16 protein-coding genes and 2 tRNA genes are annotated in these 17383 nt (G+C 40.2%); all 18 read right to left on the bottom strand.

Annotation, left to right across the window (positions count from 1 at the left end):
* Positions 1 to 7: 7 nt before the first annotated feature.
* The 18 genes from H615_RS0111180 to rph all read right to left on the bottom strand — a co-directional run bounded on the left by H615_RS0111180 (position 8) and on the right by rph (position 17354).
* Complete coding sequence (locus H615_RS0111180; protein ID WP_027955229.1) at positions 8 to 697, bottom strand: L-ribulose-5-phosphate 4-epimerase; 690 nt, start codon at positions 695 to 697, stop codon at positions 8 to 10.
* A gap of 33 nt (positions 698 to 730) precedes the next feature.
* Entirely contained in the window at positions 731 to 1675 is a 945-nt protein-coding gene (locus H615_RS0111175) for a sugar phosphate isomerase/epimerase family protein (protein ID WP_027955228.1), read from the bottom strand.
* 107 nt (positions 1676 to 1782) lie between these two features.
* The gene (locus H615_RS0111170) at positions 1783 to 2832 is read right to left on the bottom strand and encodes an autoinducer 2 ABC transporter substrate-binding protein (protein ID WP_027955227.1); all 1050 of its coding nucleotides are present in this window, start codon (positions 2830 to 2832) and stop codon (positions 1783 to 1785) included.
* 67 nt (positions 2833 to 2899) lie between these two features.
* Positions 2900 to 3862, bottom strand: coding sequence for an ABC transporter permease (locus H615_RS0111165; RefSeq protein WP_027955226.1), 963 nt, complete (start codon positions 3860 to 3862; stop codon positions 2900 to 2902).
* A gap of 16 nt (positions 3863 to 3878) precedes the next feature.
* Entirely contained in the window at positions 3879 to 4862 is a 984-nt protein-coding gene (locus H615_RS0111160) for an ABC transporter permease (protein WP_027955225.1), read from the bottom strand.
* Between the two features lie 3 nt (positions 4863 to 4865).
* The gene (locus tag H615_RS21265) at positions 4866 to 6419 is read right to left on the bottom strand and encodes a sugar ABC transporter ATP-binding protein (RefSeq protein ID WP_051254686.1); all 1554 of its coding nucleotides are present in this window, start codon (positions 6417 to 6419) and stop codon (positions 4866 to 4868) included.
* A gap of 14 nt (positions 6420 to 6433) precedes the next feature.
* Positions 6434 to 7384: a ribokinase gene (gene rbsK / locus H615_RS0111150; RefSeq protein ID WP_027955224.1), complete on the bottom strand. Its 951-nt coding sequence runs from the start codon at positions 7382 to 7384 to the stop codon at positions 6434 to 6436.
* A gap of 21 nt (positions 7385 to 7405) precedes the next feature.
* A complete protein-coding gene (rpe, locus tag H615_RS0111145; protein WP_027955223.1) occupies positions 7406 to 8095 on the bottom strand; it encodes a ribulose-phosphate 3-epimerase in 690 nt (229 codons plus the stop codon).
* Between the two features lie 218 nt (positions 8096 to 8313).
* Entirely contained in the window at positions 8314 to 9111 is a 798-nt protein-coding gene (locus H615_RS0111140) for a DeoR/GlpR family DNA-binding transcription regulator (RefSeq protein ID WP_244877748.1), read from the bottom strand.
* 261 nt (positions 9112 to 9372) lie between these two features.
* Complete coding sequence (locus tag H615_RS0111135) at positions 9373 to 10143, bottom strand: DeoR/GlpR family DNA-binding transcription regulator (protein WP_027955221.1); 771 nt, start codon at positions 10141 to 10143, stop codon at positions 9373 to 9375.
* A gap of 17 nt (positions 10144 to 10160) precedes the next feature.
* Positions 10161 to 11636, bottom strand: coding sequence for a rhamnulokinase (rhaB, locus tag H615_RS0111130; protein ID WP_027955220.1), 1476 nt, complete (start codon positions 11634 to 11636; stop codon positions 10161 to 10163).
* Complete coding sequence (gene rhaI, locus H615_RS0111125) at positions 11633 to 12853, bottom strand: L-rhamnose isomerase (protein ID WP_027955219.1); 1221 nt, start codon at positions 12851 to 12853, stop codon at positions 11633 to 11635. The genes rhaB and rhaI overlap by 4 nt, the downstream gene beginning before the upstream one ends.
* Before the next feature lie 36 nt (positions 12854 to 12889).
* The gene (locus tag H615_RS0111120) at positions 12890 to 14956 is read right to left on the bottom strand and encodes a bifunctional rhamnulose-1-phosphate aldolase/short-chain dehydrogenase (protein WP_027955218.1); all 2067 of its coding nucleotides are present in this window, start codon (positions 14954 to 14956) and stop codon (positions 12890 to 12892) included.
* Between the two features lie 231 nt (positions 14957 to 15187).
* A tRNA-Arg gene (locus H615_RS0111115) sits at positions 15188 to 15261 on the bottom strand.
* 13 nt (positions 15262 to 15274) lie between these two features.
* Positions 15275 to 15348: transfer RNA gene (locus tag H615_RS0111110), tRNA-Gly, on the bottom strand.
* Between the two features lie 114 nt (positions 15349 to 15462).
* The gene (locus tag H615_RS0111105; protein ID WP_027955217.1) at positions 15463 to 15987 is read right to left on the bottom strand and encodes a metallophosphoesterase; all 525 of its coding nucleotides are present in this window, start codon (positions 15985 to 15987) and stop codon (positions 15463 to 15465) included.
* Between the two features lie 15 nt (positions 15988 to 16002).
* Positions 16003 to 16596, bottom strand: a complete 594-nt coding sequence (locus H615_RS0111100) for an XTP/dITP diphosphatase (protein WP_027955216.1) — start codon at positions 16594 to 16596, stop codon at positions 16003 to 16005.
* A complete protein-coding gene (rph, locus tag H615_RS0111095) occupies positions 16593 to 17354 on the bottom strand; it encodes a ribonuclease PH (protein WP_027955215.1) in 762 nt (253 codons plus the stop codon). Before rph ends, H615_RS0111100 begins: the two co-directional genes overlap by 4 nt.
* Positions 17355 to 17383 lie beyond the last annotated feature (29 nt).

Below are 17383 nucleotides of genomic sequence, written 5' to 3'. Positions count from 1 at the left end.
CCCTTAACTACGATTGGCCATAGTAGGCTTTTGATCCATGTTTTCTTAAATAATGTTTGTCTAATAGATTCTCATCTATAGAATTGATTTGATGATCCAATTGATAGGTGTACAACGCCATTTTTGCAACTTCTTCAAGAACTACTGAATTGTGAAAGGCTTCCATGGGATCTTTGCCCCATGTAAAAGGCGCATGGTTATTAACTAGGACGCCTGGTATTGCGTCTGGATCCAAATCCCGGAAAGTTTCCGTAATCACCTTACCCGTTTCTTTTTCGTAGTCGCCCAGTATTTCTGCACTTTCCATAGGTCTTGTACAAGGAATCTTTCCATAAAAATAGTCAGCATGAGTAGTACCTAAAACAGGAATGGATTTACCTGACTGTGCCCAGCACGTTCCCCATAAAGAGTGAGTATGAACAACCCCTCCTATATTGGGAAATGTATCGTAAAGGACCTGATGAGTCGGCGCATCTGAAGAAGGTTTCCACTTTCCCTCTACCAGATTTCCATCTAAATCAATAACTGCCAAGTCTTCTGAAGATAATTCGGGATATGGGATACCGCTCGGTTTAATGACGATAAGTCCAGAGTCTCTGTCAATCCCACTCGCGTTTCCCCATGTAAAAGTGACTAACTTATATTTTTCTAAAGAAAGGTTTGCTTCTAATACCTCTTGTTTTAATTGATCGAGCAAGACAAACACCTTCCTGTTTCTGTGAATTTTTCATCATAACCCTAGAACATGCGCTTCCCTTCCTCTGAAATAAGAGGCTGTCTGAGTGACCAGGTATTCTAACTTTTCATGATTCGGTTTCATATTCATTGCAGGATAAGGGTCAGCTCCAGGGCCTAAAGGTTCAGGAGTTACGAACTTTCCTTCTTGGTTGAAACCTATTAAGTATAACGACATAATGATAGTATCTAAATCTATCATTCCATCACCGAGTGCACCTCTATTACTATCCGCTAAATGCAGGTTAGTTAATTGGGGGCCTGCTTGTATAATTGCTTCTCCTATGTGAGTCTCTTCGGTTTGCATATGATAGATATCTCCATTGATATGTTGGATCCCCTCATGTCCAACAGCTTCAATATAATATTGTGCATCTTTAACCGTATGAACAAAGCTTACTTCCGCAGCTCGGACCGGCTCGATAGCAGCTTTGATTTGATTTTGCAAGAAAAGATCCCCCAAATTTTCAAGCGTTGCAACACTTCTTTCAAATTCCATCTCATCGTACGCTTCAGGACGACCAACAGCCCCTGGAACCACCAGTAAATAATGTCCTCCAACAATATTAGTGAATTGTACTTCCCTTTTTATATAACCAATGGCATTCTGCCTGTTTCTTGGGTTATTACTAGATAAATCATTCTCAGATGAAAACATTCCACAAACACCTGAAACTTTCATATCATGCTTATTCAGAACCGTTAATGTTCGGTCAATTTCATAACCAAGATCCTCACCATAATGGTTTCCGTGCAGTTCAACATAGTTAATTCCTGCATTCTTCAAACGGACAACAGAATCTTCCAGGGATTCAAACCCGAACCCCCAGTTACTCCAAGAAAGATTCAATCTTTTTTCAAATAATTCAGGGCTCTTTTTTTTCAAGGCCAAGAATTTCTTCTTTATCTCTTCACTCTTGATTTGATAGTTCTGGTTCATACTATCCACTCCAACTAATGAAAAATAAATGATCCTTCATCAAAAAAAGGCACGACCAAAGGAAATATATACAGGTTTGGTCGGCCCTTTCTTAATATCAACAAACCTTAGAAGTCAAAATCTCCTGCGTTTTCCTTTGTAAAATCTGCAGGTGGTCCCATGATGACTGTTTTACCATCATCTTTAACTGAGATTTCACCGACATTTTCAATTTCCTGACCATCTTCAGGCATTTCCCCTCCTGCGAGCATTTTTCCAAGAGCAGCTGTCAAATAACCGAGCTTTTTAGGATTCCAAAGAACAGCAGTATCTAAAGAACCATCTTCCAGAAAAGGTTCTGAGTCATTAGGCAAAGCCGATCCTACCACAGACACTTCATCTTGTAGTCCTTTTTCTTGTACAGCTTGAGCTGCTCCAAGAGGTGCAGGAGTAGATACAGCTAGAACACCTTTCAAATCAGGATAGGATTTAAGTAGGTCAAGTGTTTTTTGGTATGCCACTTGCTGTTTTTCATCCGTGGGAATTTTTTCAGAAACAATTTCAATATCAGGATAATTTTCATCGAACTCTTTCTTAGCTGCGTCGATCCAAAGATTTAAGTTTGCTGCAGACAGCCCTCCGGTAAGGATAGCAATCTTCCCTTCCTCTGTTCCCATTGCTTCTACAAGTTTTCCAGCCATATGTCTCCCAAATTCTTCATCATCTACTTGCTTCACTGAAAGGTCGACTAATTCTTTATCAGCTGGTGTATCCCAGTCCATAACCTTGATGCCCTGGTCTTTAGCTTTCTTCAACACAGGCTCTACAGAAGCAGGGTCATTTGGAGCAACTGCGATAACGTCTGAATTCTTTGAAACCAAGTCTTCAATAACTTTAACTTGAGCTGAGGCATCAGCCTGGGTTGGACCTGTGTACTCTACATTCACTCCTAGCTCTTCACCAGCTTGTACAGCACCTGTTTCAGAAGCGTTAAAATAAGGAATACCGACAAGCTTAGGTACTACTGCAATATTCATTTCACCATCGTCTGAACTCTCTTCACCACCACTGTCATTAGAACCTTCTTCAGAACTCCCACTCGTATTTTCCGAAACACAACCGGCCAAAATCCCAACCAAAAACATCAACATCAACAAACTGAAGACTAATTTTTTCAATGTTTTACTCCTCCTATATAGTAATCATTTATAATACCTAGAAAACCCCACTAGGGTATCACCTGCATCAGGCTGCTTGACTAGCATTCTTTTGTTCTTGTTTTTTCTTGAATTTATCAGAAAAGAAATTCATGGTCAGAACGAGGATTAGAATACTGCCAATTACTACGTCTACTAATGAAGAGTGAAATCCTAATAAATTCAAACCATTTCTAATAAATTGGAAAACAAATACAGCGTAAATTGTTCCTATTACTTTTCCATAACCCCCATGAATATTTGTTCCCCCTAACACAGCAGCTGCGACACTCTGCAAAAGGTATGAAGACCCTAAATCCACCTTCACAGAGTTATAACGTGAGGTCATGATGATGGCAGAAATGGCTGCTAATAGTGCCGCATACAGATAGACCTTCATAAGTACTTTACTGTTTTTCACTCCAGAATAAAGAGTTGCAACTTCATTACTCCCATACATGTAGACTCTTCTCCCCCAGCTTGTTTTGCTAAGTAAGAGACCAGTTATGATAGCAAAGATTGCAAAGATTACGATAGAGAAAGGAACTAAGCCTAAGTAGTAACCATTCCCAATTAAACTATACGCATCTGGAAAACCAGAAATGGAACTCCCTTTGGTAATGGCCAATATCACTCCTTCAAACAAAACCATCGTTCCTAAGGTAACTAGAATAGGGGATACACCGATTTTGGATACAATGAATCCATTAAATGCTCCACAAGCTAGCGCAAATAAAATGGCCATAATGATCGCAGGGAAAATTCCAAAACCGTTCGTCAGCATCAACGCAGCCCCTACACCAGCTAAGGCTGCTATATAAGTGATGGAAAGGTCAATTCCACCTGTAACAATGACTACCATCATAGCAATAGCCAGCAAGCCAAACTCTGGTATTTGGAACATCATACTATTAATATTGTTCGAAGATAAGAATCCTGGTGCCAATAAAGCCATGAATAAAAATGTACCGAGAGCAATCAGTCCTAATATACTTTCTTTAGAAAGCTTCATATTATTCCCCTCCCTCCTAAGCCTCTACTTCAATGTTAGCTAATTTATCCTGAGAACGTTTATAACTAATTTGGTCGTAAGAAACAGCGATGACGATGATGGCGCCTGTAACTACATTCTGCCAATACGTATCAATACGTGCTAAAATCATTCCATTTTGCATAATAGCCAGTAACAATACACCTAATAATGTTCCATGGATACTTCCACGTCCTCCATGAATATTGGCCCCACCAAGAACAACTGCTGCAATTACAGTTAGTTCAAGACCTATCATGCCGTTAGGGTCTACAGCTTTTGTATAAGCTGTTTGAGCAATAGCTGCAATACCTGCTAAAAAACCCATATAAGCAAAAACGAAAAGCTTCACTCTTTGATAGTTAATGCCTACACGAACAGAAGATTGGGTATTACCACCGATAGCTAGAACAGAACGGCCAATCAGAGTATGTTTAAGAATGAACCAAGTACCAACAGCGACAATTGCAAGGAGATAAATCAAGATCGGTATGCCTAAAATTTCAATATTCGAGAAAGATAAGAAAGATTGAGGGAAGCTGGTACTATTGACGTAGTTACCATTAGTGATATATAGTACAAGGCCCGCTATGATATTTAAGGTTCCAAGCGTTACAACAATCGCTGGAATCTCAATTTTTGAAACAAGTAATCCATTGAAGAGACCCATCACTAATCCAATCACTGGAGCAAATAAAAATAACAGGAGAACAGAAATCCAACTATCAGGTAAAAAACCGAACAGATAACTAATACTTACGGCCACTGCTGTTGTTACAGCTGCAACCGATACATCAATATCGCTGGTGATGATAATTAAAGTCATTCCTATTGCTAATATCCCTATAACGACGTTGCCTTCTATGAGGTCCAACAAATTTCCGACCGTTAGGAAAACAGGGCTTACAAAGGTTAATATGGAACTGATAAGTAATACGATCGCCAGAATACTGAATTCCTTTTGTTTAAATAAAGATTTCACACTCTATACCTCCTGACTAACCTTTTCTTTTTCAATCACAACAGATTCGTGCTGTTTCCCATTCCCTCCAAGAGCGTAGTTCATGATTTTCTCTTGTGTTGCTTGATTTACATCCATCTCTCCTGAAATCTTTCCATTCCGCATGACTAAAATTCTGTCACTTACTGCTAATACTTCAGGTAACTCTGAGGAAATCATAATGACTCCGATTCCTTCATTAGCAAGTCTTCTGAGAAGTTTATGAATTTCTGTTTTTGCTCCAATATCAATGCCGTTCGTCGGTTCATCAATGATCAGAATTTTCGGTTGAGCCGATAACCACTTGCCGATGACGACTTTTTGCTGGTTCCCGCCTGAGAGTTTAGAGGCTGGCAATTCTGGCAAAGATGGACGAACATCAAGGGACTTTATATATTGTTGCGCCATTTCTACTTCTATCTTTCTATCAATGAACTTGAATTTGTTATTGAGTTTATCAATCACTGGTAGAGATATATTGTTGATGATTGATTGATCAAGTACTAATCCTTGTGTCTGCCTGGCTTCCGGTACATAGGCGACTCCCTTTTTGACCGCATCCTCAGAAGAACGGATATCCACTGGTTCGCCATGTATTTCAAGGCTGCCCTGATCCTTTTTGTTGATCCCGAAAATCGATTGTGCCAACTCTGTCCGTCCTGCACCGACTAAACCAGTAATGCCAAGAACCTCACCCTCTCTAAGCTGAAAGGAAATATCCTTAAAGTTTCCACTTTTAGAAAAATCTCTGACCTCAAAAATGACTTCACCAGTCTTTACTTGAGATTGGTTTTTTTCATAGGTCACTTCGCGGCCAACCATCAAATTAACAAGCTTAGCTTCATCTATAGTATCCACATCATACGACCCGACATATTTACCGTCCCTCAGCACCGTGAATCGATCCGATAACCTGAACAACTCTTTCAATTTATGACTTATGAAAATAATTGATATTCCTTGTGCACTTAACTTATCTACAACGCGGTAAAGTTTTTCAACTTCACTTGACGAAAGAGAAGAAGTGGGTTCATCCATGACGATAAGCTTGGACTCGAATGCCATAGCTCTCGCTATTTCAATCAATTGTTGCTGGGCAATGCTTAGTTGCTCTACTTTTGTATTAATATCAACATCGACCTCTAATTCTTTCAATGCTTTTTCAGATATACGCTTGATATTCTTCCAATTCACTTTTTTCCAGGCCTTCTTACCACTATCTCGTCCGATGTAGATGTTCTCTGCAACGGAGAGATTCGGAAATAAGCTTAAATCTTGGTAAATGATAGAAACACCTTTCAAAGTTGCATCAATAGGTTTTTTGATCTCAGCGTCTTTACCTTCAAAATAAAACTCTGCACCAGGATCAGGCTGATGAATCCCTGCCAGTATTTTGATTAATGTAGATTTACCTGCTCCGTTTTCTCCAATCAGGGCATGTACTTCTCCTTTTTTCACTTCCAGTTGAACATTATCAAGAGCTTTAACCCCGGGAAACGTCTTACTTATGTTCTTCATTTGTAAAATATAGTCACTCACTATGGGTAACCTCCTTAAAGAGTGGTTCCTTCAGATAGTTGATGTGTCAATCCTCTTTCCTTACAGAAGACTTGAACTTCCTCTAGAGTTGGAATTCCAGCTTGCGCCCCTAATTTAGTTACCTTGAGAGCCCCTACGATCGTTGCAAATTCAGCAGCTGTAACTAAATCATCTCCATTCGATAGACGGCAAGCTAACGCTCCTGCAAATGCATCTCCTGCTCCAACTGTATCAAGAGCTTGTACTTGAATAGAATTGATATGAGTCCATTCACCGCTTCGATACACAATCGACCCTTTATCCGCCATTTTAATAATTGAGTTCTTTACTCCCATACTTTCAAAAGCCTTGGCAGCTTTAATAGCTGAATCAATATCAATCACATCGATGCCAAGCATATGTTTCGTTTCTTGTTTATTCGGGGTGATGATATCGGCATACTCTAACGCTTTGACAGTAATCCCTTCCGCTGGAGCTGGATCCAAGATCACGTACATTCCTTTTTCCTTGGCTAATTGCATAGCTCTGATAACTGTATCTTGAGGTACCTCCATTTGAACGAGCAAAACATCACTCTGTCTCGAATTATTGAAGGCGTTTTCAACATCTTCCGTAAGCAAGTCATCATTGGCACTCCTCAGTACCAGCATGGTGTTCTCAGCTGTTCTATCAATGGTTATGATCGCTGTACCTGTCGCTAGATCTTCTGATTGTTTAATATGCGTGGTGTCTACTTTAGAATCTCTTAATGTTTGGATTAATTGATCCCCGTAATAATCCTTTCCTACTGCACCAATTAATTGGACCTCTTCACCTAATTTGGCTACAGCAGTCGCTTGATTGGCACCTTTCCCTCCTGAGAAGTAATTGATCTTCTTACCAAAAATCGTTTCTCCTCTCAAGGGATAATCATCTGTCAATGCCACGATGTCAATGTTTATGCTGCCAACCACTGTAATGGTCATAGTCAATCATCTCTTTTCATATTAAGAATTTGCGACGTTCCCTTTTGAAAGCCCTTCCAAAAAACTGTGTAAATTAGCCATAGAGTACTCCAAAGATTCACCTTTTCTGAATAAACATGATGTTCCGCACACCAACATATCAGCCCCTTTATTCAATACTTGAGGGATGATTTCGTAACTGATGTTTCCATCTACTTGAATTTCTATGGAATTTCCATTCTCTTGAATCAATTTTTTCAACTTCTTGATTTTTTCTAAAGTTAGTGGAATGAACTTTTGACCAGCAAAGCCAGGGTTCACTGTCATTAAAACCACATAATCCACAATGTCCCATACATAATCCAAATGATTAAGAGAGCTGGCCGGATTTAATGCAACACCTGCTTTTACACCGAGTTCTTTAATTTGGTTGAGTGTTCTTTGTAGATGAATAGTCGATTCAGCATGGACAGAAATCATGTCACAGCCTGCCTCTGCAAAAACTTTTATGTACCTTTCTGGTTCTTCAATCATCAAATGTGCATCGAAAATCTTGTCTGTGTAATGTCGTAACTCTCTAATCATGTCTGGCCCCATAGTAAAATTGGGGACAAACTTTCCATCCATTATGTCAAAATGAAAAAAATCAGCTTCAGCTTGATCAAGACGAACAATCGTGTCTCGGAGTTCTCCCATATTCGCACACATTAAAGATGGTCCAATTGATGTCATATCCCTCTCTCCCTACTAATAATTGATATTTTCTTATCCAATGTAAATTTTAGAATTATAAGAATATTGTTGATTTTTATTATAGCATCACATTTTGTGGTTTACAACATAAAATTGTTGTTTTTATCAAATCTGATTTGGTTTAAATAACATTATCGAGTTTGTTTATTGAGTTTTACAATTTCCTACCTTGAAAAGCCAAAAAAAAGCAGTCAATACTATGACTGCTCTCCGATAATCGCCCGGATTCCCTGAACATTCAACTCTTTAATCGTGTTGATAGAGACCCTATTATCTGTAATCAAATAATCAACAGCTGTTAAATCACATAAGCGAATCAATGATTTCTGGCCGAACTTGCTATGATCTACAAGTAAAATTAATTTTTCGGATATAGATAATAGTTGTTTTTTGACCGACGCTTGATCTTCATGAATTTCACTTATTCCTCTTTTAAAATCTACGCCTAAACAAGAAAAGAAGAATTTATCTACATGGTAATCCTGGACTACTCTTTCAGCAAAGTTCCCGACTAAAGACATGGACCCTTCAGATAAGTAGCCACCAATTAAAATGACACGGATACTCTGCTCACTTGCTAATTCTAAGGTTACTCCAATGGAGTTTGTTATTACTGTTAGGTTTTTTCCTTTGATATGCCTCGTCATCAATAAACTTGTTGTACTAGCATCAATCGCAATAATGTCCCCGTCTTCCACATAGGTAGCCGCTGTACGTGCGATCATTTCTTTTTCTTCCATATGTTTGGATTGTCTTTTTGGTACTGGAATTTCTGTGCTCATTTCTACTCGAATCGCACCACCATGAATTTTTCTTAATAATCCTTGTTTTTCAAGTCTTTCGAAATCACGTCGGATTGTCTCTTCACTCACATTAAACTGTTTGCTTAAATCCGCTACTCGTACCGAACCATTTTTATCTACTAAATCGGATATGTTCCTTTGACGATCATTTAAATGAAATAATGCTTCATTGTTTCCATTAGTTTTACCCACCATAAATACCCTCACGCCTTTATTTTTATTATTTTCTACACTACACCAAAACAACAAAAATTCAACATTAAAACCACAATTAATTTTGTTTTAATGTTGAATTACTTGTGTTTTATTGTGAGTAATAAAAAATGAATTGTTACTTTAAAATATCTACATATCTATAGTAACTAATTTAAGGGTAATTAATCAATGCATGGCTTGGGAAACAAAAAAACACCCCGCAGCTTCATTCTGAATTCAGCTGCAGGGTGGTACAGATTACATTTCAACTTTAATAACTCTAATACCATTTTTGCGAAGAGCTTCAGTCATGCTCTCATTAGTTTCTCGATCCGTAATGACACAATCGACCTTTTCTTTGTTATTGATTTGTGAAAATGCGCGAAGCCCAAATTTGTTATGGTCAACCATTATATAAACAAGGTCAGCAATATCCATCATTTTATTTTTGATAATGGATTGCAATTCATTGGATTCACTCATTCCGTGTTCTAAATCAAAACCTTTGCAAGAAATAAAAGCTTTTTCAACATGATAGGAATTCAGTGAGGACTCTGCGAGGGGCCCTACATACGAAAGAGATTTCTGTAGCAACTGTCCACCAGTGGAAATGACAGTGATTTGTTTTTTATTGCTTAATTCAATGGCGACTTTTATCGAGTTAGTCAACACGGTTATTGGTATATCACTAAGGCTTTTGGCCATATACCAGGCCGTGCTACTAGCATCTAATAAGATTTTATCTCCAGGATCCACCTGTTTAACAGCTTCCTCAGCTATTTCCTTCTTTTCTTTGACGTTAATGATTTCCCTCTCGAAATATGGAATTTCATTGAGGGCTTTATGCTGTGGTGCTTTAACAGCCCCACCATGACTCCTAGCAATTCTGCCGTCGCTTTCCAGTTTTTCTAAATCTCTTCGAATTGTTTCTTCCGTAACAGAAAAGATCTGGCTTAATTCTGTTACGCGAACACTGTTTTTTTCATTCACTATATCTACTATCTGCTGCCTTCGCTCAGCAACCATCATCTCTTCTTTCTCTCCTTCTAAGTGTCTATCAACTCTTTAAACACTCTGTAAGCATGATTCCATTCCTCATTATCTGCGGGAGAGTACGGGGTGATAGGGAAGGAATTCTTCACGATATTTCTGCTTTCCTGTAAGTTCTTTATATATCCGAGCCCTTTATATTGAGTTAGCAGGTTTCCAATCGATGTCGCTTCTATTGGGCCGGCGTAAATGGGCTTTTGAATAGCGTTTGCTGTAAATTGAGATAATAATCGATTTTGAATTCCACCACCAACCATATATAAACATGTGAACTTTTCATTTGTAAGTTTTTCTAATCTCTCTAAAACAAAGCGATATTTTAATGCTAAACTCTCTAAAACACAACGTAAGATCTCCCCTTTTGTTTGAGGAACTTCTTGATTTGTTTCAAAACAATATTGCTGGATCGCTTCAGGCATGTTCTCTGGTTTTATAAACCTTTGATCATCAGGATCGATCAATGCTTTAAAAGGAGGGGATTTTTCTATAGCTTCATTTAGTTGTTGATAGGTTACACTCTCACCTTCCTTTTCCCATACGCGCATGCACTCCTGCTGTAACCATAAGCCCATGATATTTTTCAACAAACGGAATGTATCGTCAACACCACCTTCATTTGTCATATTCCATTCCAACGCTTGTTTGGTTTTGATAGGTTGTGATACTTCCGTTCCTAATAACGACCAGGTTCCACAACTTAAATAGGCAAAGCTTTCTTCACCGACATGAGGGACAGCTACAACAGCAGAAGCTGTATCATGTTCTCCCACGGTCACAACCGGAATCGCTTCTTCAAGTTTCAATTCTTTACAAATCCTTTGTGTAACTTTCCCTACAACCGTTCCTGGCTTAACAGGTGCTTTAAAGATATGTTCTGGTAATCCTAATGTTTTTATCAAGGAATCATCCCAGTCCATTGAATCCGTATTAAACAGTTGAGTGGAAGTCGCGTTCGTCACCTCGTTGGATTTTACTCCAGTTAAAAAATACCGTAACAAATCAGGAATCATCATAAAATCTTCCGCTTGATGTAGAGCTACATTATCAGCTTTTTTCATTGCATATAAATGATAAATGGTATTAATAGGCATAAATTGAATGCCTGTTTTAGAGAAAATCTCCTCGGATGAAAGGAGGTGATTTACCTCTTCTACTAATCCATTAGTATGATCATTACGATAGTGATAAGGGTTAGCTAATAACTCTCCATTCTTATCCAATAACCCAAAATCCACCGCCCACGTATCAATAGCTAAGCTTTCAATATCATTATATCCTAGCTGTACAGCCTTTAAAATCCCTTGCTTAATTTCAAAAAACAAGCGAAGGATATCCCAGTGCAAGTGCGGCCCCACTTGCACTGGATCATTAGAGAACCTATGGATTTCTTTAATCTGTAATTCACCCTGTTCTAGGTGACCTATTACAGCCCTGCCACTGCTAGCTCCTAAATCAAAAGCGAGAACATTCACCAACTAGACCCGCCTTTACCTCTTGAGAGGATTTTTTCTTGATAACCGCTTGTAAGATAAGCACTCATAGGATCCACAGGTACTCCCAATTCTTCTCTTACTGCTTGTAATAGAGGCGATACATCAAACTCAAACGCTTTTCGAACCGCATTTTCTGCAGCTAATACATCCTGTTTTTCTTGCGCTTCAGCCACTTCATCAAGGTTGATCAACAAGGATTTAGCATATAGAGTTTGCACATTTGTAATGGACCTTATCATAGCTGGTATCTTAGGTTCGATGTTATGACATTGATCCAGCATATAAGAAATTTTGTCTGCTTTTGATCTGATTGAAGGGTTTACATCAAATTGAGCAGAGATAATCTGGAAAAATGTTAAAAATAGTTCATAAGGATTTTGTGACCCGGCAATCAAATCATCATCCGCATATTTTCGACTATTAAAATGGAAACCTCCTAACCTTTCTTCATCCAAGAGGTAAGCGACTATATGTTCTATATTCGTACCTTGAGCATGGTGGCCAGTATCCACTAAGACATCTGCTTTTCCACCTAATTTTTGAGCCATATTAAATGACATGCCCCAATCTGCCAAGTCTGTATGATAGAAAGCAGGCTCAAAGAACTTGTACTCGATCAACATCCTCATATCTTCATCCAAATCCTCATACATCTCTTTTAAGCATTCGTACATCCACTGCTTTCTCTTTCGCAGATCTGCTTGTCCAGGGTAATTAGTACCATCAGCGAACCATAGACTTAAATCTTTTGACCCCACTTGTCTAGCTATTTCCACACACTCAAGTAAATGGTCTGTGGCTTTTCGTCTAATCGAAGGATCAGAGTTTGTTACACTACCGAATTTATAGTCGTCATCTTGGAATAAATTCGGGTTTACAGCCCCAATTTTAACTTGGTGTTCATGCGCATGGGCTTGGAGTTGGTTATAATCATCTACCTTATCCCAGGGAATGTGGATGGCAACACCAGGACTGATCCCTGTATGTTTATGAACCTGAGCTGCATCCTCAATTTTTTCAAAAGGGTCTCTAGGTATTCCTTTTTGTCGGAATACTTTAAACCTAGTGCCGGAATCACCATATCCCCATGAGGGTGTCTCTATATTGAGAGCTTTGAGTTTTTCTTTGACGACTTCCAGTTGAATACCTCGATCTCCCTGCTGTTGCTCAAAAATCTGATAGAATTGATCAGTCATACAAAACACTCCTCCTTTATATCCCATATAATAAGGTTATCTAGAAAACGCTGCCGGTACTCCACCATCGACTGTAATCATACATCCAGTGGTCTTAGCTGATTTCGAAGATGCTAGGAAGGCGATAGATTCAGCGATGTCTTCCGGAAGTACATTCTCATTCAAAATTGTTCTCTTACGATAGTGCTCTTCTAACTCATCAGCCTGGATACCATAAGAGGAAGCTCTTTCTTCTTTCCATTCAGAATCCCAAATTTTTGATCCTCGTATGACCGCATCCGGAAGTACAGAATTAACCCTGATCCCATATTGGCCTCCATCCGCCGCAATGGTCCTTGCTAGATGGACTTCCGCAGCTTTTGCCGTACTATAAGCAGCTGCATTTTTCCCTGCATAGATGGAGTTCTTTGAACCGACAAAGACCATGTTTCCACCTAATGATTGATTCTTCATCAACTTGAACGCTTCTCTAGCTACAAGGAAATATCCTGTCACAAGCACATTGACATTTAAATTCCATTTGTCTAATGTAGTCTCTTCAAATGGACTAGAGCTGGCAAGACCAGCATTATTGACGAGAATATCCAGGCCACCATAAGTAAGTGTGGCTTTCTTGATAGCCTCTTCCACTTCTTCTTCCTTCGTCACATCCATTTTCACAGCAATAGCCCGTTCACTACCAAACTGATTGTTTAAATTATCAGCAAGTTCTTGAGCACCTTCCCAATTAATATCTGCCACAACGATATGCGATCCTTCATATGCTAGACGATAACAAGTAGAACTACCTATACCACCTGCTCCACCAGTAACAAAACTGATATGACGTGAAAAATCGGCTTCTGCAGGTGCCAAACTCAGTTTATATAACTCTAGCGGCCAATATTCTACAGCAAAAGCCTCTTCTTCTTTCAGGGATACAAAGTTTCCTAGAATCGTCGCCCCTTTCATGACTGAAATAGCCCGATGGTATAAGGATTCACTTACTTTTGCAGCTTTAATGTCTTTTCCAGTATTGATCATTCCAATACCAGGAATAAGTATGACTCTAGGTACAGGTTCAAACATCGTCTCATTTCCTGATTGGTTTTTTTCAAAATAGGACTTATATTCTTCTCTAAAAAACTCGACACCGTTCTTGATGCTCTCAATCAATTCGTGGGTATCCTCTTTTTGAGGATTCCAACTCACAAATAATGGAGCCCTTTTCGTGTGTACTAAGTGATCAGGACAGGCAGCTCCAACTTGTGAAAGGTCGTGAGCATTTTTACTGTTAACAAATTTCAAAACCTCTTCAGAATCATTATTGGTAACAATCATTTTGTTTTCAGTACTGACGAGTCCACGAATCACAGGAAGTACTTCAGCTAATGTATTCCTACGTTCTTTTTCTGTAAGGGATGTGTGTTGGGCGCCCCCGAAAATTTCTTGATTCCCGGACTGTTCTTGTATATATTTTTCAGCTTCTTGTATGACAGAAATGGTTTGATTGTAACTTTCTTCAGAAGTTCCCCCCCAAGTTACCAATCCGTGCTTCTCCATAATGACTAATTCCGCTTTCGGATTGTTCTTCACGCTCTCTGCAATCATCTTAGAAAGATCGAACCCAGGGCGGATATAGGGCACCCAAACAAACCTGTCTCCGTAGATTTTTTCGGCTACATCCTTCCCATTATCTGCACAAGCAATACTGATGATGGCATCAGGATGAGTGTGATCTACATGTTTGAATGGTAAGAAAGCATGCAGGAGAGTTTCAATAGATGAACGCGGGTGACTTGAATCAATCATACAATGACTTAAATAACGGACCATTTCCTCGTCTGTCATATGGTCTTCCGTTAAAAGCCGACGTATGTCATCCATTTTTAATGCAGTAAAATTAGTAGAGTCCATCGTAGCTAAGTCAGAACCACTACCCTTGACCCACATGACCTCTACATCTTCGCCGCGGAAATTCTTTTCAAAAGTCTTAGTTGAGGTATTGCCGCCTCCCCAATTTGCAATCGATCGATCTTTTCCTAAAAGGTTAGAACGATAAACCAAACTTGATAAACCGCTTTCAAAATTCACATTATGAGTGTCCCACAAATTTTCAACCAAAGTAAAACCTCCATTTAATTGTTTGTTTTACCTTAACATATTTTTGTTTTGTTTTGAATAATTTTGTTATTGTTTGTTTTTGAACATATCAAATATGAAACCAACATAGATAGGATATACAATAAATATAGCAAAGCTTGTAGAAGAAGTTCTCTATACTAAAACATCTAATAATACCTTAATACAAAAAAAGACCAACCCTTTGTAATACAAAGGGTTGGTCTTTTTTAGCGTCCCAGGAGAGATTCGAACTCCCGACCCACAGCTTAGAAGGCTGTTGCTCTATCCAGCTGAGCTACTGGGACAAATAAATATGTATGGAGCGGGTGAAGGGAATCGAACCCTCATCATCAGCTTGGAAGGCTGAGGTTTTACCACTAAACTACACCCGCATGTAAAGCTATGTATGTGTGTTTCAAAAGATATTTTCGAACGTCCTTTTGAAGCGGACAAGAATTATTATATTAGGGATTCGCTCATATGTCAACAGATTGCAGCAAAGAATTTTAATTCTTTGCTGCTACTGCTGTTTCCATGTAGAGATCGTCGATTTTCTGCCCGTTCACATGGTAATACTGCAGGCGGACGAGATCGAGATCCTCCCACTCCAAAATGGCGTAGGTCGGTTCTTTGCGGTCCCGTGGAAGTCTTGCGCTTCCCGGATTGATGAAGAGGGTGCCCTTCACCTTTTCCGCTCCTGCAATGTGAGAATGTCCGAAGCAGGCGATCTGGGCTCCAGCCTCTTCTGCTCTGTAGGACAGCGGCATGAGGGTGGATTTCACTTGAAACAAATGCCCGTGCGTAACGAGGAATGTGATGTCGCCGACAGTGAAAACCTGATCGTTTTCCATTTCGGGTTCGAAGTCACAGTTTCCTTTGGCATAATGAAAGCCTTCCAGCTCCTTCGATCCGTAGGAGAGCTCGGAGTCGCCACAGTGGATCATAGCATCCACGTCACTGTGACGTTCTTTCACTTCGATTACTTCGTCGGTTAGTCCGTGTGTGTCACTGATGATGAGTACTTTCGGCATCCTTCATCCCCACTTTCAGGATTGAGTTTTCAGCCAGTCTTCGATCTGCACGATGGCTTGATGACGGTGGCTGATGGCGTTCTTTTCGTCGGACGTGTGCTCAGCCATCGTCCGGCTGGAGCCTTCCGGGATGAACACGGGATCATATCCGAATCCTTGCTCTCCCTGAGGCTCCCCGGCAATCCGGCCTTCACACGTGCCGCGCTTCGTAAACGTCGCTTCTCCCGGTCGTGCGACGGCAACGGCGCAGACGAAACGGGCGGTCCGTTCTTCTTCGGACACTCTGTTCAGCTCGTTCAGCAGTTTAGCTGTGTTTTTTGCGTCATCTTTTTCTATTCCTGCATAGCGGGCGGAATAAACCCCAGGCTCTCCGTTCAGGGCATCGACCTCTAAACCGGAGTCATCGGCTACAACAGGAATGTTCAAAGCGTTCATCATCGCTTCTGCTTTAATGACGGCATTCTCCTCAAACGTTGTACCGGTTTCTTCAATATCGATGGAAGGATCATGATCGAGAAGAGAAACGACGGAGATGCCGTATTTGGAAAACATCTCGCGGAACTCTTTGATCTTCCCTTCGTTCTTTGTGGCGATTAAGAGCTCCTTCATGCTTTGGCCGCCCCGGCTTTCGCACGAATCACGTCCGCCCATTCTCCGATCGCTTCTTCCTGAAGCTTGATCAGTTCCTGGACACCTTCATCGGCAAGAGAAAGCATTTTCTGAAGCTGCTGCATAGAGAAGGTTGCTTCTTCTCCTGTCCCTTGAAGCTCTACGAATTCGCCTTTGCCGGTCATGATAACGTTCATATCTACTTCAGCACGGCTGTCTTCTTCGTAGCAGAGGTCGAGTACTTCCTTGCCGTCCGGCAGTACCCCGACGGAAATCGCCGTCAAGTAATCGGTGATCGGCAGCTCTTTGATGGATTTTTTGTTCACAAGCTTTCCAAGGGCAAGCACGACAGCTACAAAGGCACCTGTAATGGAAGCTGTCCGCGTTCCACCATCGGCCTGGATGACGTCACAGTCGACCCAGATGGTACGTTCTCCGATTTTATCAAGATCGACGACCGCACGAAGGGAGCGGCCGATCAGGCGCTGAATTTCCATCGTCCGGCCGGATACCTTCCCTTTGGAAGATTCACGGATGTTGCGTGATTCGGTGGCTCTTGGAAGCATGGCGTATTCAGCTGTAATCCAGCCTTTGCCCTGACCACGTAAAAAAGGAGGCACTCGGTCCTCAATGCTGGCATTACAGATCACTTTTGTATCTCCAAAGCTGATGAGTACAGATCCCTCTGGGTGTTTCACATAATCGGTTTCTATTGTAACGGTTCTTAATTCATTGACTTCGCGTTGATCATTTCGCATCAATGATGACCTCCTTTTTCTTCATCATT

Origin of the sequence: Halobacillus kuroshimensis DSM 18393 (genome assembly GCF_000425705.1) — a bacterium.
Taxonomy (GTDB): Bacteria; Bacillota; Bacilli; order Bacillales; family Halobacillaceae; genus Halobacillus; species Halobacillus kuroshimensis.
The sequence above is the reverse complement of the archived record's forward strand: the minus strand, read 5'-3'. Positions and strand labels throughout refer to the sequence as shown.